The sequence below is a fragment of the Nocardia sp. CA-084685 genome, assembly GCF_050955785.1.
Lineage (GTDB): Bacteria > Actinomycetota > Actinomycetes > Mycobacteriales > Mycobacteriaceae > Nocardia.
Genome location: NZ_CP192094.1, coordinates 2,948,470 through 2,974,144, shown reverse-complemented (window position 1 = coordinate 2,974,144; position 25,675 = coordinate 2,948,470). Strand labels below are relative to the sequence as shown.

General features: G+C 64.8%; 22 protein-coding genes. 9 read left to right on the top strand and 13 right to left on the bottom strand.

From position 1 onward, the window contains the following. Window positions 1-33: 33 nt before the first annotated feature. The 4 genes from ACQP2U_RS13425 to ACQP2U_RS13410 form a co-directional block, all read right to left on the bottom strand. On the bottom strand, window positions 34-267 hold the full coding sequence (locus ACQP2U_RS13425; RefSeq protein ID WP_040689305.1) for a Trm112 family protein: 234 nt from the start codon (window positions 265-267) through the stop codon (window positions 34-36). A 21-nt stretch (window positions 268-288) separates the two neighbouring features. Further along, the gene (locus ACQP2U_RS13420) at window positions 289-798 is read right to left on the bottom strand and encodes a GtrA family protein (protein WP_433714945.1); all 510 of its coding nucleotides are present in this window, start codon (window positions 796-798) and stop codon (window positions 289-291) included. After that, on the bottom strand, window positions 788-3,034 hold the full coding sequence (locus tag ACQP2U_RS13415; protein ID WP_433716454.1) for a hypothetical protein: 2,247 nt from the start codon (window positions 3,032-3,034) through the stop codon (window positions 788-790). Before ACQP2U_RS13415 ends, ACQP2U_RS13420 begins: the two co-directional genes overlap by 11 nt. A 70-nt stretch (window positions 3,035-3,104) precedes the next feature. Further along, a complete protein-coding gene (locus ACQP2U_RS13410) occupies window positions 3,105-5,309 on the bottom strand; it encodes a hypothetical protein (RefSeq protein WP_433716453.1) in 2,205 nt (734 codons plus the stop codon). Window positions 5,310-5,566: 257 nt separating this feature from the next. Between ACQP2U_RS13410 and ACQP2U_RS13405 the strand changes: the two genes are divergently transcribed. Together ACQP2U_RS13405 and rffA are read left to right on the top strand one after the other, a co-directional pair. Further along, a complete protein-coding gene (locus tag ACQP2U_RS13405; RefSeq protein ID WP_433714944.1) occupies window positions 5,567-6,667 on the top strand; it encodes a glycosyltransferase family 2 protein in 1,101 nt (366 codons plus the stop codon). Next, window positions 6,657-7,796 (top strand): dTDP-4-amino-4,6-dideoxygalactose transaminase, encoded by a 1,140-nt coding sequence (gene rffA / locus ACQP2U_RS13400; protein ID WP_433714943.1) that lies wholly within the window; start codon window positions 6,657-6,659, stop codon window positions 7,794-7,796. Before ACQP2U_RS13405 ends, rffA begins: the two co-directional genes overlap by 11 nt. Before the next feature lie 18 nt (window positions 7,797-7,814). On the opposite strand, the gene ACQP2U_RS13395 is transcribed toward rffA, so the two are convergent. From ACQP2U_RS13395 to ACQP2U_RS13385, 3 genes are all read right to left on the bottom strand, one after another. Beyond that, complete coding sequence (locus ACQP2U_RS13395; protein WP_433714942.1) at window positions 7,815-8,414, bottom strand: class I SAM-dependent methyltransferase; 600 nt, start codon at window positions 8,412-8,414, stop codon at window positions 7,815-7,817. A 134-nt stretch (window positions 8,415-8,548) separates the two neighbouring features. Continuing rightward, complete coding sequence (locus ACQP2U_RS13390) at window positions 8,549-8,842, bottom strand: hypothetical protein (protein WP_433714941.1); 294 nt, start codon at window positions 8,840-8,842, stop codon at window positions 8,549-8,551. Window positions 8,843-8,925: 83 nt separating this feature from the next. Beyond that, entirely contained in the window at window positions 8,926-11,904 is a 2,979-nt protein-coding gene (locus ACQP2U_RS13385) for an acyl-CoA synthetase (RefSeq protein ID WP_433716452.1), read from the bottom strand. Between the two features lie 595 nt (window positions 11,905-12,499). Here ACQP2U_RS13385 and ACQP2U_RS13380 point away from each other — a divergent pair. The 5 genes from ACQP2U_RS13380 (at window position 12,500) to ACQP2U_RS13360 (ending at window position 17,120) form a co-directional block, all read left to right on the top strand. Further along, window positions 12,500-13,906: a family 2B encapsulin nanocompartment shell protein gene (locus ACQP2U_RS13380; RefSeq protein ID WP_433714940.1), complete on the top strand. Its 1,407-nt coding sequence runs from the start codon at window positions 12,500-12,502 to the stop codon at window positions 13,904-13,906. A gap of 455 nt (window positions 13,907-14,361) precedes the next feature. Then, window positions 14,362-14,859, top strand: a complete 498-nt coding sequence (locus tag ACQP2U_RS13375) for a terpene synthase family protein (protein ID WP_433716451.1) — start codon at window positions 14,362-14,364, stop codon at window positions 14,857-14,859. 51 nt (window positions 14,860-14,910) lie between these two features. Further along, the gene (locus tag ACQP2U_RS13370) at window positions 14,911-15,783 is read left to right on the top strand and encodes a geranyl diphosphate 2-C-methyltransferase (RefSeq protein ID WP_433714939.1); all 873 of its coding nucleotides are present in this window, start codon (window positions 14,911-14,913) and stop codon (window positions 15,781-15,783) included. Continuing rightward, window positions 15,780-16,358, top strand: coding sequence for an isopentenyl-diphosphate Delta-isomerase (gene idi, locus ACQP2U_RS13365; protein ID WP_433714938.1), 579 nt, complete (start codon window positions 15,780-15,782; stop codon window positions 16,356-16,358). Before ACQP2U_RS13370 ends, idi begins: the two co-directional genes overlap by 4 nt. A gap of 411 nt (window positions 16,359-16,769) precedes the next feature. Next, window positions 16,770-17,120, top strand: a complete 351-nt coding sequence (locus ACQP2U_RS13360; protein ID WP_397036901.1) for a hypothetical protein — start codon at window positions 16,770-16,772, stop codon at window positions 17,118-17,120. Window positions 17,121-17,124: 4 nt separating this feature from the next. On the opposite strand, the gene ACQP2U_RS13355 is transcribed toward ACQP2U_RS13360, so the two are convergent. The 3 genes from ACQP2U_RS13355 to ACQP2U_RS13345 form a co-directional block, all read right to left on the bottom strand. Continuing rightward, window positions 17,125-17,856, bottom strand: a complete 732-nt coding sequence (locus ACQP2U_RS13355) for an aspartate/glutamate racemase family protein (protein WP_433714937.1) — start codon at window positions 17,854-17,856, stop codon at window positions 17,125-17,127. Further along, entirely contained in the window at window positions 17,856-19,328 is a 1,473-nt protein-coding gene (locus tag ACQP2U_RS13350) for an NCS1 family nucleobase:cation symporter-1 (protein WP_433714936.1), read from the bottom strand. Before ACQP2U_RS13350 ends, ACQP2U_RS13355 begins: the two co-directional genes overlap by 1 nt. A 121-nt stretch (window positions 19,329-19,449) precedes the next feature. Further along, a complete protein-coding gene (locus ACQP2U_RS13345; RefSeq protein ID WP_433714935.1) occupies window positions 19,450-20,172 on the bottom strand; it encodes a GntR family transcriptional regulator in 723 nt (240 codons plus the stop codon). 162 nt (window positions 20,173-20,334) lie between these two features. Here ACQP2U_RS13345 and ACQP2U_RS13340 point away from each other — a divergent pair, with 162 nt between their 5' ends. After that, a complete protein-coding gene (locus ACQP2U_RS13340; protein ID WP_433714934.1) occupies window positions 20,335-21,504 on the top strand; it encodes a serine hydrolase domain-containing protein in 1,170 nt (389 codons plus the stop codon). A gap of 71 nt (window positions 21,505-21,575) precedes the next feature. Next, window positions 21,576-22,796, top strand: coding sequence for a threonine ammonia-lyase (gene ilvA / locus ACQP2U_RS13335; protein WP_433714933.1), 1,221 nt, complete (start codon window positions 21,576-21,578; stop codon window positions 22,794-22,796). A gap of 37 nt (window positions 22,797-22,833) precedes the next feature. Here the strand turns inward: ilvA and ACQP2U_RS13330 are convergent, their stop codons facing one another. From ACQP2U_RS13330 to ACQP2U_RS13320, 3 genes are read right to left on the bottom strand one after another with little or no spacing between them, the layout of a single operon-like run. Continuing rightward, the gene (locus ACQP2U_RS13330; RefSeq protein ID WP_397036891.1) at window positions 22,834-23,808 is read right to left on the bottom strand and encodes an ABC transporter substrate-binding protein; all 975 of its coding nucleotides are present in this window, start codon (window positions 23,806-23,808) and stop codon (window positions 22,834-22,836) included. Between the two features lie 54 nt (window positions 23,809-23,862). Then, window positions 23,863-24,897, bottom strand: coding sequence for an ABC transporter permease (locus tag ACQP2U_RS13325; RefSeq protein ID WP_433714932.1), 1,035 nt, complete (start codon window positions 24,895-24,897; stop codon window positions 23,863-23,865). Continuing rightward, on the bottom strand, window positions 24,894-25,670 hold the full coding sequence (locus tag ACQP2U_RS13320) for an ATP-binding cassette domain-containing protein (RefSeq protein WP_433714931.1): 777 nt from the start codon (window positions 25,668-25,670) through the stop codon (window positions 24,894-24,896). Before ACQP2U_RS13320 ends, ACQP2U_RS13325 begins: the two co-directional genes overlap by 4 nt. Window positions 25,671-25,675 lie beyond the last annotated feature (5 nt).

The window sequence follows — 25,675 nt, the reverse complement described above, 5'->3', positions numbered from 1 at the left end:
CACACTATCCTGCGCCACCCCGCCGATACCAGCTCAGGCGTCCGCGTGCTGGCTGGTGAACGCGGCGTGCTCGGCGTCGGTGACATCGCGAGCCTCATCGATCAGCAGCACCGGAATGCCGTTCTCGATCGGGTAGGCGCGGCGCAGACGCGGGTTGTAGAGGGCGGTAGCGCCCTTGTCGTCGCGGACCAACAGCAGCGGACCCTTGTCCTGCGGGCAGGCGAGCAGACTCAACAGTGTGGCGTCCAAGGCGGTTTCCTCCGGCATGACCGATAACTTACCCGGCGCTCAGGATCGCTCCGTACCGGAACCTGTGGATGGCGATTCAGGCACGGGCGCCCGGCGGAACGAGATGTAGCGATGCCCGAAGAAGCTGGCGACGGCGACCAGACCCATCACCACCACCGCGGACGGTCTACTCGGCAGATGCAGCACCGAGACGGCCAACGACAGCAGTGCGATATTCATCAGCAGCCCCCCGGAATTGACCGCCACGAAGCGAACGAAATCGCGCAGCATATGTCCGCGCACGCGGAAGACCAGCGTGCGATGCAGCACGAACGCGATGACGATGCTGACGGCATAGGCGGCGACAACCGCGACCGCAGGCGGCACATTACTACCGAACACCGATAGCCACAGCACGGTCAGCCCCATACCGAGCGCGGTATTGAACGCACCGACCAACGCGAAGGCGATCTCCTGCCGACGCACCAACCGCAGCAGCAGACCCGGATCCTCGGCACCGGTCGCACCTGCATGATCCGCCGCGAATTCGGCCTGCTGGTCAGCTGTCAACGAGAGCTCCCACCAGATCGGGTTCCGAGACCGTCGCGGCCACCGGCGGTTCGGTCCCGTCCACGGCCACGTCACGCTCGCGGCCGCGCACGAACAGCCATTGCAATGCGCCGATTCCGAACAACCCGAGCAAGATCGCTACGCCGCCGATCTTCCACCCTGGCGGCCGCCAGGTCAGCACCAGATCGCCGTTCTTGGTGCCAGCCGGAATATCGACGGCAACAAAGGTTTTCGCGACCACGTCGAATGGGATCGCGCGGCCGTTCAGCTGCACCTGATAGCCCGGCCAGCCCAGCCGCGCGAAGACCACACGGCCACCATTGTCCGAATTCACGCGGACTCGGCTGGTCAGCTCCGATTCCGACACCGATGTCGCGGTACCGCCGGAGACCGCCGAGACCCTGCCGTTCTGCGCGGACAGCAACCCACCCACTCGCTCGAGCACCGCGATGTACTGCTCGTGGCCCGGGTAGTCGACCCACTGCCAGCCGGGCGGTGCGGGTTGATTGCGCGCGTCGGGGTACAGCGCCTTCTGCAGCACTACCCGATCCACCTTCATCAGGTCGACGATCGTCCTACCGGTAGTGGGCTCCGTCGCGAAGGCCCGCCGGAAGGCATCGGGACAGACGCTGGTGTCCCAGCGCATGCACAGCATTTCACCGAACCAGAAGTGCCCGTTGGGCGTATATCCGCTGACGTAGGTCTTCTCCAGATCCTTGGCGTAATTACCGAAGACCAGCGACCCGTACGCGCCCCGCACCGAACGATCCTCCGGCCGGATCAGTCCGCGATCGGCCAATTGCAAGGTGGTGCCTGGAAATTCAGGGAAGGCAGCGCGCATCTCGGACCGCTGCTCGGGCAGGTTCCAGCTCATCGGCGTCGGCTGTGCCGCGTACACCTGCAGGAAGGCGATCGGGAACACCGAAATGATTGTCAACGCGCAGGCCGCGGCCATGCTTTTCTTCATCCCGAGCCATACGACAGCCGCGCCGAGCACGGCGATGCCGAGCGCCGCCACCACATGCCAGACGACCTCGCGCGGCGCCGCCGAGAACGACCGCACCCACAGCAGCCCGATCAGCACACCCGCGGCGATACCGCGACCACGCCAATTGTCGAAGGTGGCGAAGCGGCCGAGCAGCACGCACACCAGCACCAACAGTCCAAGGGCCAGCATCGGCAACACCCGCGCGGGCCAGCGCAGCGGCCCGATGGTGCCCGGCCCAGCCGTCCACATCAGCGCCATCAGCGCGACCAGCGCGATCGCGCTGAACTCCCGCCAGGACGCACGCGCCTTGCGCCAGTCGATGAAGGCCAGCGCCGGAATCAGGAACCAGGCGATATAGACCACCGGCATCGGCTGCACGTATCCCCACCAGGAGTTGTACGCGGGCAACGAGCTGGGCAGGCTGGCATTGAGCGATTCCGACCATGGCACGGTCAGGAACTGGTCGTTATTGATCTGAGCCGTACCGCGCCAGGTCACCTTGGCCGACAGCATGCTCGGCAGGTAGGTGGCCAACCCTGCCACCGCAGCACACCCAGCGACCGCGAGCAGTCGCAGCGACGGCTGCCATTTGCGTTGGTAGACGACCTCACCCACGGCCACCGCGCCGATCATCAGGCCGGCCTCGACCGCGGGGAAAATGTATTGCACCGAGATGGCCAGGTACAGGAAAACGAAGGTGGGGATCGGCCCGCCACGCCCCCGTGCGTAGCGCACGCCTGATGCCCACGCGTGCACCAGCCACGCGGTACCGGTGAATGCGGTGTACCAACTGGCCTCGTCGAAGAACAGCAGCCAACCGGTGAACGGAATCGACACGCCCGCAACGGCGGCCCATGGCAGCCTCGCCCCGTACGCCAGGCAGACGCGGTACACACCGGTACCGAGGATGACCGCGAAAATCAGCTTGACCACGGTGGTGTAGAGCGCGATGTTGTCGACCGAGGGCGCGATCAGGTCGATCAACAGCTGCGGCGGATTCAGCAAGCCCGCCTCCTCGATGGCGTAGTTGCCCGCCATCCAGTGCTCGGGGACCAGCACCGGGAACTTTCCGTCGCGCAGGGACCGGCCGAGCATCACCCACAGCGGGCCGTACTGCGACTCGCTGTCATCGGTGTAGAAGTGCCTGGCATTGGCCAGCAGGACGGCACCGTATCCGGCGATCACACCGAGCGCGGTTATGAATCCCCACTTGTACACGTCCCGCCGGACGGGGGCGCTACTTTCCACCACGAGTTCCAGACCCTACAGGGCGCACTCGTGGAGGGACACCTCCGATCGGGCCCGGGTGGATCGACCGCTACGAGACCACGTCCGCCAGTTCACGATCCGACTCGCCGGGGCTCGGATCCGCCGCCGGCGGCTCCGCGTCCCGCCGCCGCGATCGCACCCACAGCCACTGCAGCATCCCGATGGCGGCAATGCCGACCGCCGTGGTGCCGATGCCGATCTTCCAGCCCGGCGGCCGCCAGGTCAGCACCAGTTCGGCGTTCTGCGTGCCAGCGGGTACATCGACGGCGACGAAGGACTTCGCCACGGTTGTGATCGGGATCTGCTTACCGTCCAATGTCACCCGATAACCCGGCCAGCCGAGGCGCGCGAATACCACCTTGCCGCCACCGGCCGAGGACACGCGCACCCGGCTGGTGGTCTCGGTCTCCGAAATTGATGCCGCCGTCACATTTTTCGCATCCGCGACCCGGCCGTTCACCGCCGAGATCGGACCGTCGACGCGTTCCAGTACCGAGATGTAGCGCTCATGGCCGGGATAGTCGACCCACTTCCAACCCTCCGGTGCCGCCTGGCCGCGCGCGTCGGGGAACAGGGCGCGCTGCAATACCACCCGGTCCAGCTTCATCAGATCGACAAGGGGACGCCCGGTGGTCGGCTCCGGGGCGAACATCCGGCGATAGGCATCAGGGCAGACGCTGCTGTCCCAGCGCATGCACAGCAGTTCGCCGAAATAGAAATGGCCGGTCGGGGTGTACCCATTGACATAGGTCAGCTCGAGCGATTTGGCGTAGTTGCCGAAGACCAAGGAACCGTAGGCGCCGTCGAGGCTCATATCATCGCGCTGCAGTAGCCCACGCTCGCCGAGTTGGATCGTGGTACCGGGAAAGTCCGGGAACGCGGCCTTCGCTTCGGACCTGTTGGTCGGCAGATGCCATGTCATCGGTGTCGGCTGAGCGGCATTGACCTGATAGAACGCGATCGGGAACATCGCGACGATGGTCAGCACACCCGCGGTGGCCAGACTCCGATTACGTCCGAGCCATACCACCCCGGCGGCGAGCGCGCCGATCGCGGCGGCCGCAAGCACATGCCGGATCACATTGTGTGGATCCGCGGAGAAGGACCGCACCCACAGCAGACCGATCAGCACAGCGGCGGCGATGCCGCGACTCTTCAGATCGCGGAGGGTGGCGTAGCGCCCTAGCAACACACAGACCAGCACGAGCAGGCCGAGTGCGAGCATGGGCAGCACCCGCACGGGCCAGCGCAGCGGACCGATCGACCCCGGTCCAGCACTCCACATCAGCATGATGATCGCGAACAGAGCGACCCCGCTGAGCTCGCGCCAGGATTCACGGGCGCGCCGCCAGTCGATGAAGGCCAACGCCGGGATCAGGAACCAGGCGATATAGGTGACCGGCATCGGCTGGATATAACCCCACCAGGAGGTGAACGCGGGCAACGTGCTCGGCAGACTGGCATTCAGCGATTCCGACCACGGCACTGTCAGGAACTGGTCGTTATTGATCTCCATGGTGCCGCGCCAAGTCACCTTCGCCGACAGCATGCTCGGCAGAAAGGTCAGCAATCCGGCCAGACCGGCACCGGTCGCGGCGACGGTCAACCGCGCCACCGGCTGCCATTGGCGTTGGTAGACGAGCTCGCCCACCGCGACGGCGAGCAGCATCAGCGCCGCCTCCACGGCCGGGAAGATGTACTGCGTGGAGATGGCCAGGTAGAGGTAGATGAAGACCGGAATCGGCCCGCCACGACCGCGGGTGTATCGCACCGACGACGCCCAGGCATGGACCAGCCACGCGGTACCGGTGAGCGCGGTCATCCAACTGGCTTCGTCGAAGAACAGGAAGAAACCCGACAGTGGGAACGCGACACCCGCGACCGCCGACCACACCGGCCTCGCGCCGTACACCAGGCAGATCCGGTAGACACCGAGCGCCGCGATGATCGCGAAGATCAGCTTGACGACGGTCGCGTACACCGCCATGTTGTCGACCGACGGCGCGATCAGATCGATCAGGAGCTGCGGCGGGTTGAACAGGCCGGCATCATCCATCGTGTTGTTGCCCGACATCCAGCGCTCGGGCACCAGCACCGGGAAGGTGCCCTCACGTAGCGCATGTCCTAATCCCACCCAGAGTCCGGTGTACTGGGATTCGGTGTCGTCGGTGTAGAAGTGCCTGGCATTGGCCAGCAGGACCGCCAGGTATCCCGCGATGACACCGAGTGTGCAGACGCCACCCCACCGGTACACTTCCCGACGCGAATCGGGGTCCCTGTCGCGGGCGTCGGGTCCTGCGCTTTTCGCCTCCGTCACTGCACCAACCGTCACGAGTTCCAAACCCTACAGCGCACAGCCGAGCTTGGCACCGAGCCGCCGCACCACCATGATGGTGCGATGAGCTGGTCCGGAATGCTGCATGCGTACCGTGTTAAAGTTCACGGCGGCTCGGGCTCCGCTGTCCAGCGGAGAGTACCGGCACGCACCGTCATCGAAAGTTGATTCAGCTGATGCCGATTCCCAGCGCCCATCCCAACCGCGCGCTCGCGGGGGCGACCAACGGACGCTCCGCTCGACCCGGAGCCGACCAGCCGCACGCGGTATCGGTCGTGGTCCCGATCTATCGGGGCGAAGAAACCATCGGTGGACTGGTCGAAGAACTGCACCGGCTGACCGGTCCCACCGACACCCCTGGCGGCGTCGCGTTCGCGGTCAGCGAGATTATTCTGGTACACGACCACGGGCCAGACCGCTCCGATGTGGTGCTGCAGGAACTGGAGCAGACCTATCCGGAGGTCCGCGTCGTCTGGCTCAGCCGCAACTTCGGACAGGACGCCGCGACCATCGCCGGTATGTCGGCCGCCCAGGGCGACTGGATCGTCACCATGGACGAGGACGGCCAGCACGATCCCGCCTTCATCGGCGCATTCCTGGACGCGGCCTTGGCCGAGCGCGCCGATCTGGTCTATTCGAAGCCGACCAACACCCGCCCGCACGGATTCCTGCGCAACATCACCTCGCGCGGCGCGAAGGTGGTGCTCGCGACGATCTTCGCCTTCCCCGACTCCACCCGGTTCGAAAGCTACCGGCTCATCCGCGGCGATATCGGGCGCCAGCTCGCCGAGGTCGCCTCCAATGGCGCCTACCTCGACGTCGCGCTGACCTGGGTCGTCGGCACCGTCGCGCAGGTGCCGGTGGCCTTGCGCGCCGAGGGCCGCGAAGAATCCGGCTACAACTACCGCCGCCTGTTCTCGCTGTTCTGGAAGATGGTGCTGTGCAGCGGCACCCGGGGCCTGCGGCTGGTCAGCCTGCTCGGGGTCACCCTCGCGCTGGCTGGTGGCGTGATGGCCGCATTCGTCGTATACGAGGCGCTCACCGCCGACAATTGGGCGCCCGAGGGCTGGGCCTCGATGATCGTCGTGCTGCTGCTATGTTCGGGAACAATCTTGTTCTCGCTGGGACTCATCGCCGAATACCTCGGTGTGGCTTTGCATATCCTCGTCGGCAAGCCGCTGTATCTGACCGTCGGTTCGCCGACGCCGCGCCCGGCGGGTAACCGAGAAATGACCACGACCACCGCCAGCAGGGGGAACGACCGGGTTGAGCACTGACCGCGTCATCTTCAGCCGCCCGTTCCGGGCCCGCCGGGAACTGGCCAATCTGGAGGCCGTTCTCGCCTCCGACCACAGTCACGGCGACGGGCGGTTCACCGCCGCGGCCACGGCGAAGCTGAAGACCATCACCGAGGCGCCGCATGCGCTGCTGACCACCTCGTGCACCTCCGCACTGGAGATGGCGGGTCTGCTGCTCGAGCTCGGCCCCGACGATGAGGTGATCGTGCCGAGTTTCGCGTTCACCTCGACCGCGACGGCGATGGCACTGCGCGGCGCCACCTGCGTCTTCGCCGATATCGACCTGGAAACGGGCAATGTGGATCCCGAATCGGTCGCTGCGGCGATCACCGAGCGAACCAAAGCCGTTGTCGTCATCCACTACGGCGGAGTGGCCGCCGATATGGCCGGGCTGCTCGCACTCGGCGACGCGCACGGCATCGCCATCGTGGAGGACAACGCGCACGGCCTCGGCGGCCGGTGGCGCGATCGCCCACTCGGCACCCTCGGCACCCTCGGGACACTCAGCTTCCACGACACCAAGAACGTGCACTGCGGCGAGGGCGGCGCGCTGCTGCTCACCGACGAGATCCTGATGTCGCGCGCCGAGATCATCCGCGAGAAGGGCACCGACCGGGCCCGTTTCCTGCGCGGTGCGGTGGACAAGTACTCCTGGCAGGATATCGGCTCCAGCTATCTGCCCAGCGAGCTCAACGCGGCGGTGCTGGACGCGCAGCTGGACGAATTCGAGACGATACAGACCGGGCGGCACCGGGTGTGGGACGCATACGCCGCCGCGCTGCCGGACTGGGCCGACCGCAACGATGTCCGTCTCATGGCGGTGCCCGAGGACCGGAAACATACCGCGCATCTGTACTACTTGCGCACACCGACCGAGCAGCAGCGCGACGATCTGATCACGTATCTGGCCGCACGCGGTATTTCGGCGCCATTCCATTATGTTCCGCTGGATTCCAGCCCGGCCGGACTCAAACTGGGCCGTACCCCGCAGCCCTGCGTGCGCAGCGCCGAATTCTCGGGAACCGTTGTGCGCCTGCCACTGTGGCCCGACCTCACGGACGAGCAGATCGCCAGGGTCATCGACGCTGTCACCGCGTACACGGTCTAGGCGAGCGCCGGTCCCGCCTCACGCAGTGAGCACGAACAGCTTCTCCCTGCCACCGGCGATCAGCGACCGCTGTACCACGCGCGGTTCATAACCGCGGAAGAACGCGTCCAGGCTCGCCTCGCCGAACCGACTCGCCTGTGCGCCGTCGCCCGCATCGGTGAACCGCTGTCCGATCGCGGCGAGCAGCCGGTTGTCGCTGGTGGCCAGGTTGCGAATCGGCTCCGCGATGATCACCTGTTTTCTCGCCGCCGCCAGCATCCGATCGATGACCGGAGCAGGCTCGGGCAGAAAGTGGTACAGGCTGGCCTGCATGATGACGTAGTCGGCCTCGGGCAATGGAATACCGGAACGCAAGTTCCACACCGCACCGTGTCCGCCCGCCCGGGCCAGCCTGGCGATGAATCGACCGTTGAGGTCGAGTCCGGTGTAGTCGATGGACCGGTTGCGCAGGTAGCGGGTGTACAGCGTCGCGGGCCCACAGCAGAGGTCGAGCACACTGGCACCATCGGGCACGAGTTCGGCGATCGCGCGATACCGAGCGGGGTAGTGCCGCCCGTACAGCCCACGCATCAACAGCTCGTAGATGGTTCGGTTGCGGTAGATAAGGCTTGGTCTCACAGCACCCCTGAACAGTTGTCGACCTGGCAACTATGCCACCCGGATGCGCCGGGCAGCCCGTTCGAGGCACCGCCCTCTCGGTAATGAATCAACCGACTCGCCAAGACGATCCGGCCGCGCCAAGCGTACCCACCCTACGGTTGGCCCCGATGACGGGCTGCTTCCTCGCGGATCTCGCGGAGTCTGGTCGCCGCATCCTTCGTCGGGCGGGTCGGGAGCGCCGGTGCTGTGGTGGCCGGCAGCTGTGGGGCTTTGGTGTCGGTGGCTTTTCCTCGACTGCCGACATACAGCCGATACACGCCGTAACCGGCCAACAGCAGGATCGCCAGCGGCGCCAGGGACAGCACCAGACTCTTCACGAACCCGATCACCATCAGCGCACCGAGCAGCGCCAATATGCCGACGCCGAGTTTGACCTTCCACGACATCTCGAAACCTCCGTTGTCGCCGCGGACCTGGCATCCACGCTACCCCGCCGTTCGGGCCGAAATCGGAACGACGGGGCGGGGGTTCATTCGCCGAAAATGGTTCCGGCCTCGTCCTCGGTGAAGATTTCATAGGCGTCGGATTCCCGGTTGTACCACCAGGTATCGGGTCCCGGCTCGGGCCGGCCCGCCGCCTGCACGGCCCGCGTCGACGGGCGGTAGGAGGAGCTGCGCGGGATCTCGTCGACGACGTAGACAATGTCGGGGCGCTGGTTCGGATCGAGTGCGCGGACTGCCTCGGTCACATCCTTGGGTTCCAGCCGGAAGCCCTTACGGACGCTGACCGCCGCCACCGCGAGCGCATGTTCGCCGACGGGCAGTCCGTAGGCGACCTCCATGTCGACGGCGGTGATGTCGTTGAGCACGTCGACGATGGGCTGGGTGAAGACCGGGCCGCGCTCGGTGTGGATCACCGTGTCCGTGCGATCGACCAGCCAGTAGTCGCCGTCGCTGTCGCGGCGGAAGAGATTTTCGGTCGGCATCCACGCATCCCCCGCCATGAATACCCCGCGCAGCCCACCGTCGGACAGGTCGATGCCCTCGGTCGCCTTGCCGAGCAACAGACCGACCTCGTTATCCGCGCAACGGCGCGCGAAACCGGACCCATCGGTCCGAATCTGCTCGGTGACCGGGTCGTAGGCGACCAACTCCACCTTGGCGGTGCCCGGCACGGGGCGGCCCTTGCAGCCCGCCTTCACACCGGTCACATTCGCCAGCACCACATCACCTTCGATGGAGGCGTAGAACTCGAGCACCCGGGCGGGCGCGAACTGTTCGGTGGTGCGTCGCCACAGGCCCGCGGGCATGCCCGAGCCGATGAACAGGCGAATGGGGTGCTGGTGTCCGGTCGGGAAGACGTCGGCATCGAGGATGTCGCGCAGCATGGTCCAGGTGTAGGTGACCACCGTGACGCCGTAGCGGTGCACCTCCTCGCTGAACTGGGTCGGATCCAGCGACCTGGCCAGTGCGATCCGGCTGCCGCCCGCGATCGCACCGCCGAGGCTCACCAGCAGACCGGACGAATGATGCAGTGGCGCAAGGCAGTAGACGGTGTCTTTGCGATCCAGATCGGCCGAGGTCGCGGTGCCGAAGGCGGACAGCGCCCAGCGGTGGTTGGTGATGTATTTGGTCTCCAGGCGGTCGCCGGTGCCGGTGACGAGCACGAAGGCCAATTCCCGTGCCAGACCCGGATCCGGGCGGTACCACGCGGGCAGTTGCACCTGTGTGGGATCGATCTGCTCCAGGTCGATCACATCTTCGCTCAACGGAATATCGAGAGTGCGCGCAGCACCGCCGCCGAGCACCATGACCCTGGTGCCGGTAGCCGCAGCCGTTTTCAGGTTCTCCGGATCCGAGACCAATGCCTTGATACCGGTGAGTTCGATGGCCCGAGCCAATTCACTACCGGGGGCGAGCAGCACCGACACCGCGCCGATACGGGACAGCGCGGCGACGGTGGCCAATGCGCTGGGCCGCGTCTCCATCACCACACCGACGCGCATGGCCGGTCGGACGCCGACGGAGATGAGTCCGCGCACGACATTATCGATGCGCGCGTTCACGGCGGCATTGGTGTGCACGCGATCATCGAAGAGGAACAGATCACGCAGCGGTGCCCGCCGTGCCTGCTCGGCGACGAGGCGGCCCAGAGAGATGCGGGTATGCGGCTGGATCATGCCGAGCCGGGTCAGCCGCGGCAGTGCGCGTGCGGCCTCACCGGCGAGTTCGATCGAACCGCGCACGGTATTGCTGGCAATGCCCTCCAGCGCCTTGCCGACACCGGCGCCCGCCTCGGCCAAGGTGGCCGCGGTGTGCACTACCCGGGTGGCCGCCGAATTCGGTCGGTTCGTCGCGACATGTTCGGTCATCGGTGCGATCTCCGGCGGCAGCGGCTGATCGCCGTCCATCCAATCGATCCACTGGCGCACCAGCGGCCAAGTGTTCCTGGTCGCCGTGCTGCCCGCGACGAGGCCGAAATGTCCTGCTACCAAACTGGCTTCGTACACCTCGGCATTGGGGGCGGCACGCACGATGCCGCGCACCGCGGCGGGTTGGCCGATATCGTCGACCTCGCCGACGAAGGCCAAGATCGGGCACTTCAGCTCGGCCAGCGAAATCGGCTGGCCCCGGATCACGAAGCCGCCGAGCATCAATCGGTTGTGCACCACGAACTGCTTGAGCAGATCCGCCGCCGCCGGACCGGCGTAACCGACCCATCCTTCGCTATTGAGGAAGCGCCGCTGACGTTCCTTGGGCAGCAACGCTTCCCGGTCGTGCAACTGGCGCAGAAAGTCGATACGCGATTTGGCGGTCTTCACCGGATCGAGCATCTGGAAACCGAGTCGGACCATCGAATCGGTGATCGGCAGCCGGGTCACCACATGGTCGGCCAGGAACTCGGCGACATCGGAGACCATGCCGTACGGCAGTCCGAACGGCATGCCCGCGACAACATCCACCGGGCTTCCGAATGTCACGACGCTCTCCACGCCCTTACCGAACCGGTAGGCGGCGGTCTGATAGGCGAACATACCGCCCTGCGAGTAGCCCATCAGGTGCACATTGCTGCCGGTCGCTTCGCACACGGTATCGATGGCGCTGTTGACCGCGAGGACGTGATCGGCCAGATCCCGTTCCCAGCCGCCCTCCTCACTGGCGGGCGAACCGAAATCGACAACCCAGCAGTCGATTCCGCCGCGGTGCAGAATGCCGACCGCGCCGTCGTCGGCGTTCACGTCCCAGATATCGGCATTGACCATCAGCGGCGGTACCAAGACAGCGACCGGGCGGTGTCCATGGCGGCCTTCCCGGGGCCCTTCGTGGTCACTCACGCTGCCGCCTCCGGGCCCGTCGCTCAGGCCGCGGCTCGGCGTCGGATCGTCGGGGAAGTAATGGCGCAGCCGATACATCCTGCGGCGTTCGACGACCTCGAACGGCGAGGATTCGACATCGTGGGTCAACCCGCCGAAGCGGATGACCTCGAGGCCGTTCTGAGCCGTTGCCATCAACCGCTGCACCGACCCGACCACACTTTCCACATTCAACTTCACGATCGCTCCTGGCCCTACCCTGCAAAGTGACCCGCATCACACACCCCGATGTGCTCAGACGAGCTTCCCACACCGTGTATCCATTATGGGTCGGCTGTGACGGGTTCCATGCCAGGTTCCAGACCGACGATGCGGGATGTTCGCGGCGGCGGTGCGCAAAAGATACCGACCGTACAGCCTTGCCCGGTCCGCACGGTTTCATCCGGGTCGTTATCGGCAGTTATCCACATCGAGCCCATGTCGTAACCATCCGAAAAACATACCAGCATTCTCGTGGCTTCATCTTCGAGATTCGTGTGCGCACAGCATCTTTCGCGGTTTAGGATCGATGCCGTTCGGAACGCAATGTCGCGTAAGCCAATTCGCACGGGAGAGTCGGTTACCGTTCGCATGCCCTCGGTCGGTCATTTCTCCCGGCAACCATGCCGCCACACCCCCAACAGGCTGCAGCCTGTCGAATTGTTGTGCACCACCTCCGATTTCGAAAACGAGCGACCTCCAGTACAGCACAATCGACCGTCTCGGTGACCATCTCAGGTGAGGACCACGCATGACCATCGAAATGCCAGTCCAAACAGAAACCAACGGGCGCAAGAGCCTCAGCACCGGTGCCGCCCATCAGCTCGCGCACACCACCAAATCCGAGCCGCAGATGCAGGGCATCACCTCGCGCTGGCTCACTCGCGCGCTGCCGTGGACGCAGGTCAACGGTGGTATCTATCGTGTGAACCGACGCCTGACCCATACCGTCGGCAACGGTGAGGTCGAGTTCGTCATCGACGGCTCGCACGCCAGAGTGATCCCGATGGAACTCACCGAACTTCCGCAATTGCGAGACTTCGACGACGAAGAGGTGCTGCGGACCCTGGCTCAGCGTTTCGAGCAGCGCGACCTCGAACCCGGTACAGTGGTCGCCGAATTCGGCAATCCGATGAATCAGGTCATGCTGATCGTGCATGGCAAACTCAGCAAGATCGGCACCGGCGAATTCGGCGAGCAAACCAAGCTCGGCATGCTGGGCGGCGGCGATTTCTTCGGCGATGAAACCCTTATCGATGGGTCCGGAATTTGGCCGGTGACCGTCAAAACCGTCACCCAGACCACCATGCTGGTGCTGTCCCGACAAACGCTCGAGGAAGTACTCGAGAATACCCCGGCGCTGCGTGAGCAATTGTCCCGTTTCGCCGACGCTCCGGCACGCCCGCAAAATACCAAGGGCGAGGCGAATATCGAGATCTCCTCGGGCCACTTCGGTGAGCCGTTGCTGACCGGCACATTCGTCGACCTCGACGCTGCCCCACGGGAATACGAGCTGAGCCTGGCCCAGAGTGTCCTGCGGGTGCACACCCGCGTCGCCGACCTGTTCAACGATCCGATGAACCAGGTCGAACAGCAACTCCGGCTCACTATCGAGGCGCTCTACGAGCGGCGCGAGAACGATCTCGTCAACAATCCCGATTTCGGATTGCTGCACAATTGCGATCTGAAGCAGCGCATCTACAGCGAGTCCGGCGCACCGACACCGGACGATATGGATGAGCTGCTGAGCATGCGACGCAGCACGAAACTGTTTCTGGCACATCCGAAGGCGATCGCCGCCTTCGGTCGTGAATGTAGTAAGCGCGGCCTGTATCCGGATCCGGTCGAGGTGGACGGGCACCGCGTGTTCGCCTGGCGCGGCGTCCCGATCTACCCGTGCAGCAAGATCCCGGTCAGCGAAACCCAGACCACCTCGATTCTGGCCATGCGCACCGGCGAGAAGGATCAGGGCGTCATCGGCCTGCACCAGACCGGAATCCCGGACGAGTACGAGCCGAGCCTGAACGTCCGCTTCAAGGGCATCGACGATCAGTCGATCATCTCCTACCTGGTCAGCTGCTACTACTCGGCGGCCGTGCTGGTGCCGGACGCGCTGGGCGTTCTCGACAACGTCCAGGTCGCCCGGCAGGCCGACTGACCGGGGTGATGACCGATGTCGGTGCTCTCGCGCGCCGTGGCACCACCGGCCACCCACGAGGTGACCGCCGCTGTCGCGGCACTGCTGTCCAACCTCGACACCACCGCTCCACCGACGCTCCGGCTGGAGGTTTCGGAACCGGAAACCTCGGCTCCACCTGAAAACACCGATATACCGGAAAGTACGGAATTACCCAAATGCACTGCAATACCCGAATCATCCGAAACCCAGGTGGTGTCAGCTGATTCGCCAGAACGGGATCGACCTACCCACCCTGAGGCGCTGGTTCCGCGCAGCCTGCTCGGACCCAGCGGCCTGGGCGCGGCTGCACTCCTACTTCCGACGTCCACCGCCACCCAAGCGGGATTACCTACTACTGAGGTACCCGACTCCGCACGCACACCTACTATCCGGGCGGCTGGTCTCCAGCCGCCACCGGTGGCGTTGAACGCCACATCGATGGCTGTCGGCGCGGCGCAGGGGGCCGCGCCGACAGCAACCGAGCCGGAATCCCGCTGGAGTCGAATCCTATTCGGCCCCACCGGATTAGGCACCGCCTCCGCCTACCTGCACGACACCGCGGCACCGATTCCACCGCTGTACAGTCCACCGAGTACGCCGATCCGCGGGTGCGCCGGGACGTCACCACGGCCGCACTCGCCAGTCAGATGGTGAACGACCTGTATTCGATGGCGCGCGAAGACCGTTCGGACGGTAAGGAATTCAATCTGCCGACCGTCTTGGCCGCCGAGGAGCGCTGCTCCCGACGCGAGGCGGTACTGCGCACCGCCATCGTGCACGACGAGTTGGTGCACCGATTCGAACAGGAGCCCGGTCCACTGGCCGCCACCGGATCGGCCGAACTGCGCCGATTCCTCGGCGGGCTCTGGGCATGGATGGGCGGCAACCGCGCCTGGCATGCCGCGAGCAGGCGCTACAACGAGTCGAATTAGCCAGTACCGCAACGAAATCAGTAGTACCGCAACACGAGAGGATGATCAGGCATGACCATGCTCAACCCCGACACCGGGTCCGTCCTGCGCACCAGCTACCAAAAGGCCGTTGCAGAGTACTGGAACAACAACCCGAACGACGACCGGGTCAATACCAAACTCGGTGAGGTCGACGGGCTGTTCCACCACCACTACGGCATCGGCGAACCCGATCAGGCGGCGCTGGCCGGACCGGCGGATTCCCGTGAAGAACGGCTTGTCAAGGAACTACACCGTCTCGAAACCGCGCAGGCCTCGCTGCTGCTGGACCACCTCGGCGATATCCGGCCGGGCGATCGGCTGATGGACGGTGGGTCCGGACGCGGTGGTACGAGTTTTATGGCCAATCAGCGTTTCGGCTGTCAGGTCGACGGTGTCACCATTTCCGAATATCAGGTCGGCTTCGCCAATGATCAGGCCGCCCATCGTGGTGTCGCGGACAAGGTGCGCTTCCATTTCCGGAATATGCTCGATACCGGTTTCGACAGCGGGTCCATGCGCGGCATCTGGACCAACGAGACCACCATGTATGTCGACCTCGGCGAGTTGTTCGAGGAGTTCTCCAGGCTGCTCGAGCCCGGCGGCCGCTATGTCTGCATCACCGGCTGCTCGAATGATGTCAACGGCGGACGCTCGGCCTCGGTCAGCTGGATCGACGCCCATTACGGCTGCATGATCCATCCGCGCAGCGAGTACTTCCGGGCCTTGGCCAACCACAATCTGGTGCCGGTCAATGTGATCGATCTGACCGCCGCCACGATCCCGTACTGGGAGCTGCGCACCGAATCCGAGCTGGCGACCGGCGTGGAGAAGCCATTCCTGACCGCCTACAAGGAGGGCAGCTTCCAATACTTGCTCATTGCCGCGGATAAGGTGGGGCGGTGACCGAAGTACTGGCCAAACCCATCATCGACCGCGAAGCCTTGCCCGTCGAGCTCGTGGACGAGGCCGGGCACGCGGTCGGTGTGTGCCCGGTAGCGCAGGCGCATACCGCGCCTGGGCTGCTGCACCGCGCGTTCTCGGTGTTGCTGTTCGACGATGCGGGTCGGGTGCTGTTGCAGCAGCGTGCCCCGGTGAAAACGCGGTTTCCGCTGCTCTGGGCCAATACCGCCTGCGGTCATCCTGCGCCGGGCGAGCCGGTGGCGGCGGCCGCGGCGGTCCGGTTGGCCGAGGAGTTGGGGTTGGCCACCGCGCTGACCGAGGTCGGCGTTTTCCGGTATCACGCGCAGGATTCCGCGACCGGCCGGGTGGAGCACGAATGGGATCATGTGCTCATCGGACGGCTCAATGCCGAGTTCCTACGGTCCGCGGCGCCACGCCCGGATCCGGCGGAGGTCGCCGACTACGCCTGGATCCAACCGGAGGCGCTGCGGGATGCGATCGCCGACGATCCGGGTAGCTATACGCCGTGGTTGCTCGGTGTGCTCGATATCGCGGAAGAAGCGGGTCGGGTCATCTGAAGGTCGTCCCCCGACCCGATGCTGGACCGTAGGCCGAGGTAGTCCGCGTGGCTAGCTCGGCCGAGTCCGCGGGCGGCCTCGAATGGATCGACAAGTCGGCTGGCTGTGTCTTTCGCAACTGACCGATTCGATTGACTCGCAGGCAGTAGCCCAGTGGAAACCCTCGAGCGTGAGCAGCGAGAGTCCCCTCCTTGCTGGTTTTCGGTTCGGGGGCATGTGCGGGCTGACACCCAGATTCAGCCACATTCTTTGATGCGCATATCTACGTTTCAGAATGTATTTCGGTGCCGACATGCGCCACTTGTAACACCGGGCAAAGCCTTCGAGAAATCACAGGAACGACACAGGGTGCGAACAGGACCGACTCGGATCCTGGATTGCATACGAGGTCCTGAATCAGCGAGGTGCACGATGGTCGAAGTCGAAGTCACAGACGATAAGGTGACGGTTCATGTGCTCGGCGGGCACCGACTGCTGGCCCTACGCGAGCACGTGACCTTCGATCTAGCCGATGTCAAAGGTGTCACCCCCGCCCCGGTCGACCTGCGCCCGCCGTGGGTCCGCGCACCGGGCACCTTCTTTCCCGGCGTGATCGCGGCGGGCACCTACCGTGGCAAGGGACGAAAAGAATTCTGGGACACCAGATTCGACGGCCAAGCCATTCTCATCGACCTCGCAGGTCCCGGGTTCACCCGCCTCGTCGTCGATGTCGATGATCTCGATGCCGCCATGCAGACCCTGACCACCGCAGTCGCCGCCTGATAGCTCAGGGATTCGAGCCGAACGAGCGCAGCAGACCGCGGTATGACTTCAGCGGTGGCGTAGCGAACTCTCCCCTACCCGATTTGCGTAGGCCTAGGGTGATCAGCGACTGCACGGTGAGGGTGGCCGCGGCGACGCCGTCGATAACCGGTACGCCGACCTCGTCGCGAATGTGATCGCACAGTTCGGCCATGCCCGCGCAACCGAGAACGATCGCATCGGATGCGTCGGCGTCGATTGCGGCGCCGCAGGCCGCGGTGATGATTTTGCGGGCATCCGGATCTTCCAGTGCGAGCACCGGGATCTCGCAGGCGTGGATGCCACGGCAAAAGCGTTGCATGCCATAGCGATACACTAGTTCGTCGGCGCGGCCGATGGTGCGGCTCAGCGTCGTGACGATGCTGAAGCCGCCGCCGAGGTGACTCGCGGTGCGCATTGCCGCCTCCGCGATGCCGATTACCGGGCCGCGTGCCAGTTCTCTCGCCGCATCCAAACCCGGATCGCCGAAGCAGGCGATCACGTAGCCGTCGATACCCTCCTGTTCGCCGCGCCGGATGGCATCGAGAATGCCTGGGACGCTGAGGGCTTCGTCGTAGTGACTCTCGATCGACGCGGGTCCCATCTCGGCGGTGACCGCGTCGAGCAGTGTGCCTGGACCCACGACGGCCTCGGCACACCGCTCGATCGTGTCGGTCATCGCCCGGGTGGTATTCGGGTTGACGACCCGGATGCGCATCAGGCGATAACTCCCTTCACGGCCAACCGGGTTCGGGTGACCAGCAGGTAGACGAGGAAGCCGAGGCCGCAGCCGATAAACCAGCTGTACTGCGCGGCGGTGTACATGCCGGTGACGTCCTTCGCGAGCACGGGGATCACCGCTACGATCGCGCCGACGGCGGTGGCGAGGACGGCCGCCGGGTTGTAACCCTTGCTGTACCAATAGGTTCCGGTCGGTGACAGGGTGAACAAGTCGTCGACGTCGACCCGCTGTCTGCGCACCAGGTAGTAGTCGGCGATGAGGACACCGAACAGCGGACCGATGAATGCGCCGAGTACTTCCAGGGTGTAGTGGATGACCTCCGGATTGTTGTAGAGATTCCACGGCGTGATCAGGACCGAGCCGACCGCGGCGATCATGCCGCCCGCGCGCCAGCTGATCCGCTGCGGGCTGACATGCGAGAAGTCGAAGGCCGGTGAGATGAAGTTGGCGACGATATTGATGCCGATGGTGGCGATGGTGAAGGTCAACGCGCCCAGGACGATCGCGAAGGTGCTGTCGATACGTGCCACCGTCGCAACGGGATCGGTGATCAGCTCGCCGTAGACCGGGACCGTCAGCGATGCCGTGATCACCACCAGCAGCGAGAAGAGCAGGAAGTTGACCGGGAGCCCGAGCAGATTGCCGCGCCGCACCGCCGCGAAACTCTTTCCATAGCGGGAGAAGTCGCCGAAGTTCAGCATTGGACCGGAGAAATAGGAGACCACCAGCGCGATCGCGCCGAGCATGACCGGCACCGAGGACCATCCGGTGTACTTCACCTCACCGAGCTTCAGATCGATGGCGCCCCAGCCCGCCTTGGCGACCAGATAGCCACACAGCAGCAACATCACGACATATACAGCGGGACCGCAGAAGTCGATGAACTTGCGAATCGATTCCATCCCCCGCCAGAACACGCAGGCCTGCACCACCCACAGCAATAGATAACTGCCCCATCCGAGCAGTGAGAGACCGAGGAACCCATAGTCGTCGACGACCGCATACGGGGCCAGGCTCGGAAACAGTTTCACCAGTACGACATCCAGCGCCGCCGAGGCGAGAAAGGTCTGAATCCCGTACCAGGCGACGGCGATCAGGCCACGGATGATCGCCGGGATATTCGCGCCGAGCACCCCGAATGCGCTGCGGCACATGACGGGATAGGGCACCCCGGTCACCTGGCTCGGTTTTGCGACCAGATTGCAGAAGAAATAGACGATGGTAATGCCGATCAGCAGCGCCGCGAGTACCTGCCAGCTGGCTAGTCCGAGTGCGAACAGACTTCCCGCGGTGACATAGCCACCGACGCTGTGCACGTCCGACATCCAGAACGCGAATATGTTGTAGGAACCCCAGGTCTGCTTGCGCAGCGGGGCCAGATCCGCATTCGTCAGCCGTGGGTCATAGGCGGGCGCAGTCGGGGCAGCGGTCGTGAGCGTTTCGGTCATGGTGTTTCCCATCCGAGGGTGGCTGTGCTATTTCGACCGACCTGCAAGCAGTCGGTAGCGGTGTGATCGAAACGACGGTAAGAACCACGCATTGCCCCACCATTGCGCAGTTATTGCCCGGCTATTGCGCGATCGATATATCTTCCGGCGCGAGCAGTCCGGTATCGGTCGGCAATGTCGCGATTACCGACTCCAGCCTGCGGTGATGCTGCTCCGCTATCAGCAGGAGGCGATCCACATCCCGGGCCATGAACGCATCGAGCATCAGCGCGTGATCGGTGTGCAGGCGCACCCGATCAGCGCGGCCGATATGCACCATGGATTGCACCGGCTCGGTGACATTCCACGCCGATTCGAGCATGTGCAGCAGCCGAAACATCCTCGACGGCTTGGTCAAGGCCACGTGGAAATGGCGTGACTGGCGGTGATACGCGACCGGGTCGTCATCCCGAATCGCCTGTTCCAGTAGCGAATTCACCTCTAGTAGACGAGCACGGTCGGCGTCGGTGGCATTGCGCGCCGCGGCCGCGAGCGAGGCGGTTTCCAGGGTTTCCCGCGCGATATACATTTCGCGCAACTCGTTGGAGGTCAACTGAGCGACCGCGTAGCCGCCGTGCGGCCGATGGGTGACCAGGCCCTCCCCGATCAATGTCTTGAGCGCCTCACGCACGGGAATATGGCTGACACCGAATAATTCGGCGACCTCGCGCAGCGGGATCACGGTGCACGGCGGCACGGCGCCGTCCAGAATCACCCGGCGCAGTTCGCCGAGGATCACCTGCGGTCGGCCTGGTTCGTCGACAACCAACCTGGCCAGTAGCGCCGATCGTCGTCTCGGGGGCATGCGGACACGCTATGCGAGCCGTGTTGCGATCTGGGTCACGGATGTGACGAGCAGGAAAAGTTCACCGAACCGACCGGTCGCACGGTGGGAATTTCGGCACCTCGATGGTCGACATCGCCGACATGCGATGCTGTTGGTTGGTCTAACGACAGAGGTAAACCGATGACACTTACGGCAACACAGTCGGTGGATCGTCGCTATGTGCGCCTGGTCGCCGAATTCGACAGGCTGTTCCGCCGGGCGAGCGATGGCGGCGGGTCGCTCGTGGTCTATCAGCACGGCGAACCGGTGGTGGACGTGTGGGCCGGATTCGCGCATCCTGGCGTGCCGTGGTCCGCCGACACCGTGGCCATGGCCTATTCCACCGGAAAAGGCGTGGTCTCGACGCTGGCGCACCGATTGGCCGAGCGCGGACTATTCGATTACGACGAGCCGGTCGCCACCTACTGGCCCGAATTCGCGGCGGCGGGCAAAGAACGCATTACGGTGCGGGAAATGCTCACCCATCGGGCGGGTCTGCATCGTTTGCGTGATCTGCTGCCAGGGCCGGTGACCGGCTTCTTCGACGATACCGAGGTCACCGCCGCACTCGCGGCCTGCTCCCCGGATCCGCGTCACCTGGTGACCAGCGGCTATCACGGGATCTCCTTCGGACACCTGGTCGCCGAGCTCATCCGACGGGTCTCCGGTTCGGACTTCACCGAGCTATTGCGTGCCGAAATCGCGGAACCGCTTGCGGCGGAAGAGCTCTGGTTCAAGGTGCCGGAATCCGAGCGTGGTCGCATTGCCACCAACTTTCCTAGGCTCACCGTTGCGGGGATGAGTTGGGAGAATAGTGCGCGGCTCATGGGTCGGACTCGTTTCGCGGCGGCCGCGGAAACCACTCCGCGCGGGTTCGCCGATATGGTTTCCGACCCGCGCCTGCATGATTCGGTAATTCCGGGCGTCAACGGAGTCTTCTCGGCGCGTGCCCTGGCGAGGATGTACAGCGCGCTCGCGACCGGTGGCCGACTCGGGGACTTCCAGTTGCTCCGGCCGGAAACTATCGAGCAGATCACCCAACGCCAGGTCTTCACACCCGATTACGTTCTGGCGTTTCGCATTCCGTGGGCGCTGGGCTATCACGGTGTGCCGATGAAGCCGTCGAAGGCCGAACCGGTCTCCGCGTTCGGTCATTTCGGCCTCGGTGGCTCGGGAGCGTTCGCTGATCCGGCGACCAGTATGTCGCTGGCTTTCGTGACCAATCGGCTCGGTGGAAAGCTGACGCCCCTGGGCGACGCGCGGCTGGCGCGGCTCGGTGCCATCGCGCACAATATCGCGAAGGCCGGATAGGCGCGGAAATCATCGGATGATTCCCGACCATGTCGCCGCGCATTCGTGCCACGGGCTGGCAGCATGGGCGCATGGAGTTGCTGGGATTGGAGCGGATCGAGGCGGCCGCGGCGGCATTGGCGCCGGTGATTCGGCGGACGCCGGTGGTCGCGTCGCGGGTGTTGTCAGAGCGTGCCGGAACCGAGGTGCGGCTGAAGTGCGAGAACCTGCAGCGCACCGGCTCGTTCAAGCCACGCGGGGCCTATTTCCGGATCGCGAACCTCCCGGCGGAAGATCGAGCGCGCGGTGTGGTCGCGGCCAGTGCGGGCAACCACGCGCAGGGAGTGGCTTGGGCCGCGGCCTCGCTCGGGATTCGCTCGACGGTGTTCATGCCGGTGGGGGCTTCGCTGCCGAAGTTGGTGGCCACCAAGGCGTATGGGGCCGAGGTACGCCAGGTCGGTGAGACCATCGACGACTCGCTGGATGCCGCACTGGATTTCGCCGAACGCACCGGTGCGACGCTGATCCATCCCTTCGATCACGCCGATATCGTCGCCGGGCAGGCGACGGTGGCACTGGAGATCATCGAGCAGATGCCCGAGGTCGGGACGGTGATCGTGCCGACCGGCGGCGGCGGACTGCTCGCCGGTGTCGCCATCGCCCTACACCATGTCGCACCGCACGTGCGGGTAGTCGGGGTGCAGGCCGCGGAAGCCGCGGCCTGGCCGGATTCTCTGGCGGCGGGCAAGCCGGTGCGGGTGGCACGGATGTCGACCATGGCCGACGGTATTGCGGTCGGGCTGCCGGGTGAGGTGCCGTTCGCGCACGTCGCGGCGCACGTGCCCGCGGTAGTGACGGTGGATGAGGATGCGCTGTCCAAGGCACTGCTGCTATGTCTGGAACGTGCGAAGTTGATCGTCGAGCCCGCCGGTGCCGCCGCGGTGGCGGCTCTGATGAGTTGCGAGCCAACCGAACTCGGATTGCGGGGGCCGGTGTGCGCGATCCTGTCCGGCGGCAATATCGATCCGATGATGCTGACCAGGATCATCGGTCACGGTCTGGGTGCGGCTGGGCGGTATCTGGCTGTGCGCGTGACCATTTCGGATCGTCCCGGCGCGTTGAGCGGATTGCTCGCTGTAGTCGGGAAGACCGGGGCGAGCGTGGTGGATGTGGTGCACTCGAGGACCGGCGGGTGGCTCGCGGTCGACGAGGTCGAGGTATCGCTGACGTTGGAGACCCGCGGCCCTGTGCACCGCGACGATGTGCTTGCCGCGCTGGAGAATTCAGGGTACGCCGTGCGCGTGGAGGATTAGTCGGTTCCGAGCGGGCTCGGAACCGACCTCGACTCCGTCAGCACTTCCGCTTGTAGAAATACTTCGAGTTGGCATCCATATCGGCCTGGGTGATGGCCACCATATCGGTCTGGATATTGCGGGTCACCGGCTTGCCCTCCAGCGCGGCGGCGGCCTCGTCGACACCCTTCGCGCCGATCCCGGCCGGGTCCTGGGCGATAAGCGCCTGTACGGTACCGGCTTTCAGATCCTCGACCTGTTTCGGACTCGCGTCGAAGCCGACCAATTTGACCTGGCCGAGCTTATTGGCATTGCGCAGTCCGGTGGCCGCGCCTTCTGCCGAACTCAGGTTGGTCGCGAAGATGCCGGCGAGGTCTGGATGGGCGGCCAGCGTCGCGGTGACGATCGAAGCCGCCTGTGCCGCTTCATTATTGTTGTACTGCACACCGAGTGAGGTGATTCCCGGGTATGCCTTGACCGCGTCTACGAAGCCCTGTGCCCGGGCGTCGGTGGTGGAGGTTCCGGCCTTGGTGTTGATCACCAGTACGGGACCCTTGTCGCCGATGAGCTTGGCGAGTGTCTGCGCCGCGAGTTCGCCGCCCTTCTTGTTATCGGATGCGATCGACGACAGCGCGATCGAGGTGTCGTCCAGTGCGGTATCGACCTCGATGATTGTGATCCCGGCATCCTTGGCCTGTTTGATCGGATTCGCCATCGCCTGCGCATGGGTCGGGGCGATCAGGATGCCGCCTGGTTTATTGGCCACCACACCGGTCAGCACCGGAGTCTGGGCGCCCGCATCGAATTTGGTCGGTGCCTGCGTCTCCAGTTTGTAGCCGAGTTTGCTCGCCTCGTCCTGGGCGCCACACTGCATGGAAATGTAGAACGGTTCGTCGGCGACACCCGGAATCAGCACCAATTTCTTGGCATCCGTGCCGCCGGAATTATTCACCGAGCCACCACATCCCACCACCAGCGTGCCGACCGCCGCCATCGCGCCGATCACCACCGCGGTCCGCTTCGCCACCCTCATTTGGCTACCTCCGCCTTACTTTCTTATCGCGCAGTGTTGTAACTGCTTACCTCTCTACTTGCGGTCCCTGGCCCGGCGGCGCAGTTGGTCGAACCACACCGCCCCGACCAGCACCGCACTCACCGCGATCGGCTGCCAGAACACCGGCACCCCCGCGATGACGAAACCCTTGCGCAGCACCGAGGGAATGAAGACGCCGATGACCGTGCCGACAATGGTGCCGATCCCGCCGAAAAGGCTTGTCCCGCCGATGACTACGCCCGCGATGGCATCCAAATTGTCGGTGCCGTGTCCGCCGATGGTGGTGGTGCCGAAGTAGGCAAGATTCATGAATCCAGCCAGACCGGCGAGCAGTCCGGTCATCAGATAAACCAGCACGAGATGGCGGGTGACCGCGATGCCCGAGCGCCGCGCGGCCTCCTCGTTGGAGCCGATCGCGTAGGTGTAGCGGCCGAATCGGGTGGTGTGCAGCACCCAGGCGGCGAGCACCGTCACCGCCGCAGCGACCAGCACCAGATTCGGTACGCCGCCCAGTGACGTCCCGAAACCCAACGAGTTGCGCAGCTTGTCGGGCACGGTTCTGGTGTCGACACCGCCGGTGATCAATTGTGCCGCACCGAGTGCCGCACCGAATGAGCCGAGTGTGACGATCAGCGGCGGAATCCTGGCCTTCGCCACCAGAAGGCCATTGAGTAGGCCCCAGATACCGCCGCCCGCAATGGAAATCAGGAGACCGAGGCCGATAATCCCCCAGCCCGCGCCGGTCGCGTTCTCGTCGGGACTCAGCCATTCCATGGTTTTGGCGCCGAGCACGCCAGCGAAGATCAGCACCATGCCGACCGACAGGTCGATGCCGGAGGTGATGATCACGAAGGTCATGCCGACCGAGAGCACCAGCAGCACCGAGGTTTCGATCAGCAGGGTCTGCAGGGTGAAACGGGTGGGGAATGCGTCGGGGCGGACAACGCTGAAGACGACGCACAGTGCGACGAGCACCACACCGATCCACAGCGTGCTCGCACCGAGAATACGTTGCAGTACAGTGCGTTCCGGCAGATCGGTGCCGCCATTCGGCTCTGCTTTCGTCATGCGGCGTCCTCATGTGACAGCGCTCCGGTCATCGCGCCGACCAATTGCTCCAGCGTCGCATCAGCGGCGACGAACCGGGCCACCCGCTTGCCGAGGCGCAGCACCTCGATCCGGTCGGCCACCGCCAGCACCTCGGGCATATTGTGGCTGATCAGCACGACGGCAATGCCTTGGTCGCGCACATTGCGAATCACCTCGAGCACTCGCTCGCGCTGCACAACGCCGAGGGCCGCGGTCGGTTCATCCATGAAGACGACCTTGCTCGCCCACAACACCGCGCGCGCCACAGCCACACTCTGGCGCTGTCCGCCCGACAGTGCGCCGATCGGCACATCGGTGCTCTGCAGTGTGACGCCGAGGCGTCGGAAGTGTTCGACGGCTTGGGTTCGCATCGCCCGCTTGTCGAGCATGCCGAACCTGCCCGCCAACCCGCGGCGAACCAGTTCCCGGCCGAGGAACAGGTTGGCGGCCGGGTCCAGATCGGGTGCGACGGCGAGGTCCTGGTACACGGTTTCGACGCCGAGTTTGCGTGCGGCGGTCGGCGTGCTCAATACCGTTTCCGAACCGTCGAGCAGGATGGTCCCCGAATCCGGTTGTTCGGCCCCGGAAAGGCATTTCACCAACGTGGATTTGCCCGCGCCGTTGTCGCCGATCAATGCGACGACCTCACCGGCGCGCACCTGAAAGTTGGCTCCCCGCAACGCCTCGACGACGCCGTAGCGTTTCACCAACGACTGGGCCTCGAGTACGATATCGCCCGGTTCCGATGCCATACCGT

Coding starts and splice junctions, on each gene's coding strand:
- ACQP2U_RS13340 (WP_433714934.1), top strand. CDS start 20,335: ATGACACTTACGGCAACACAGTCGGTGGATCGTCGCTATGTGCGCCTG.
- ACQP2U_RS13355 (WP_433714937.1), bottom strand. CDS start 17,856: ATGCGCATCCGGGTCGTCAACCCGAATACCACCCGGGCGATGACCGAC.
- ACQP2U_RS13320 (WP_433714931.1), bottom strand. CDS start 25,670: ATGGCATCGGAACCGGGCGATATCGTACTCGAGGCCCAGTCGTTGGTG.
- ACQP2U_RS13425 (WP_040689305.1), bottom strand. CDS start 267: ATGCCGGAGGAAACCGCCTTGGACGCCACACTGTTGAGTCTGCTCGCC.
- ACQP2U_RS13405 (WP_433714944.1), top strand. CDS start 5,567: ATGCCGATTCCCAGCGCCCATCCCAACCGCGCGCTCGCGGGGGCGACC.
- ACQP2U_RS13390 (WP_433714941.1), bottom strand. CDS start 8,842: ATGTCGTGGAAGGTCAAACTCGGCGTCGGCATATTGGCGCTGCTCGGT.
- ilvA (WP_433714933.1), top strand. CDS start 21,576: ATGGAGTTGCTGGGATTGGAGCGGATCGAGGCGGCCGCGGCGGCATTG.
- ACQP2U_RS13370 (WP_433714939.1), top strand. CDS start 14,911: ATGACCATGCTCAACCCCGACACCGGGTCCGTCCTGCGCACCAGCTAC.
- ACQP2U_RS13380 (WP_433714940.1), top strand. CDS start 12,500: ATGACCATCGAAATGCCAGTCCAAACAGAAACCAACGGGCGCAAGAGC.
- ACQP2U_RS13350 (WP_433714936.1), bottom strand. CDS start 19,328: ATGACCGAAACGCTCACGACCGCTGCCCCGACTGCGCCCGCCTATGAC.
- ACQP2U_RS13385 (WP_433716452.1), bottom strand. CDS start 11,904: ATGGCAACGGCTCAGAACGGCCTCGAGGTCATCCGCTTCGGCGGGTTG.
- ACQP2U_RS13345 (WP_433714935.1), bottom strand. CDS start 20,172: ATGCCCCCGAGACGACGATCGGCGCTACTGGCCAGGTTGGTTGTCGAC.
- ACQP2U_RS13360 (WP_397036901.1), top strand. CDS start 16,770: ATGGTCGAAGTCGAAGTCACAGACGATAAGGTGACGGTTCATGTGCTC.
- ACQP2U_RS13330 (WP_397036891.1), bottom strand. CDS start 23,808: ATGAGGGTGGCGAAGCGGACCGCGGTGGTGATCGGCGCGATGGCGGCG.
- ACQP2U_RS13325 (WP_433714932.1), bottom strand. CDS start 24,897: ATGACGAAAGCAGAGCCGAATGGCGGCACCGATCTGCCGGAACGCACT.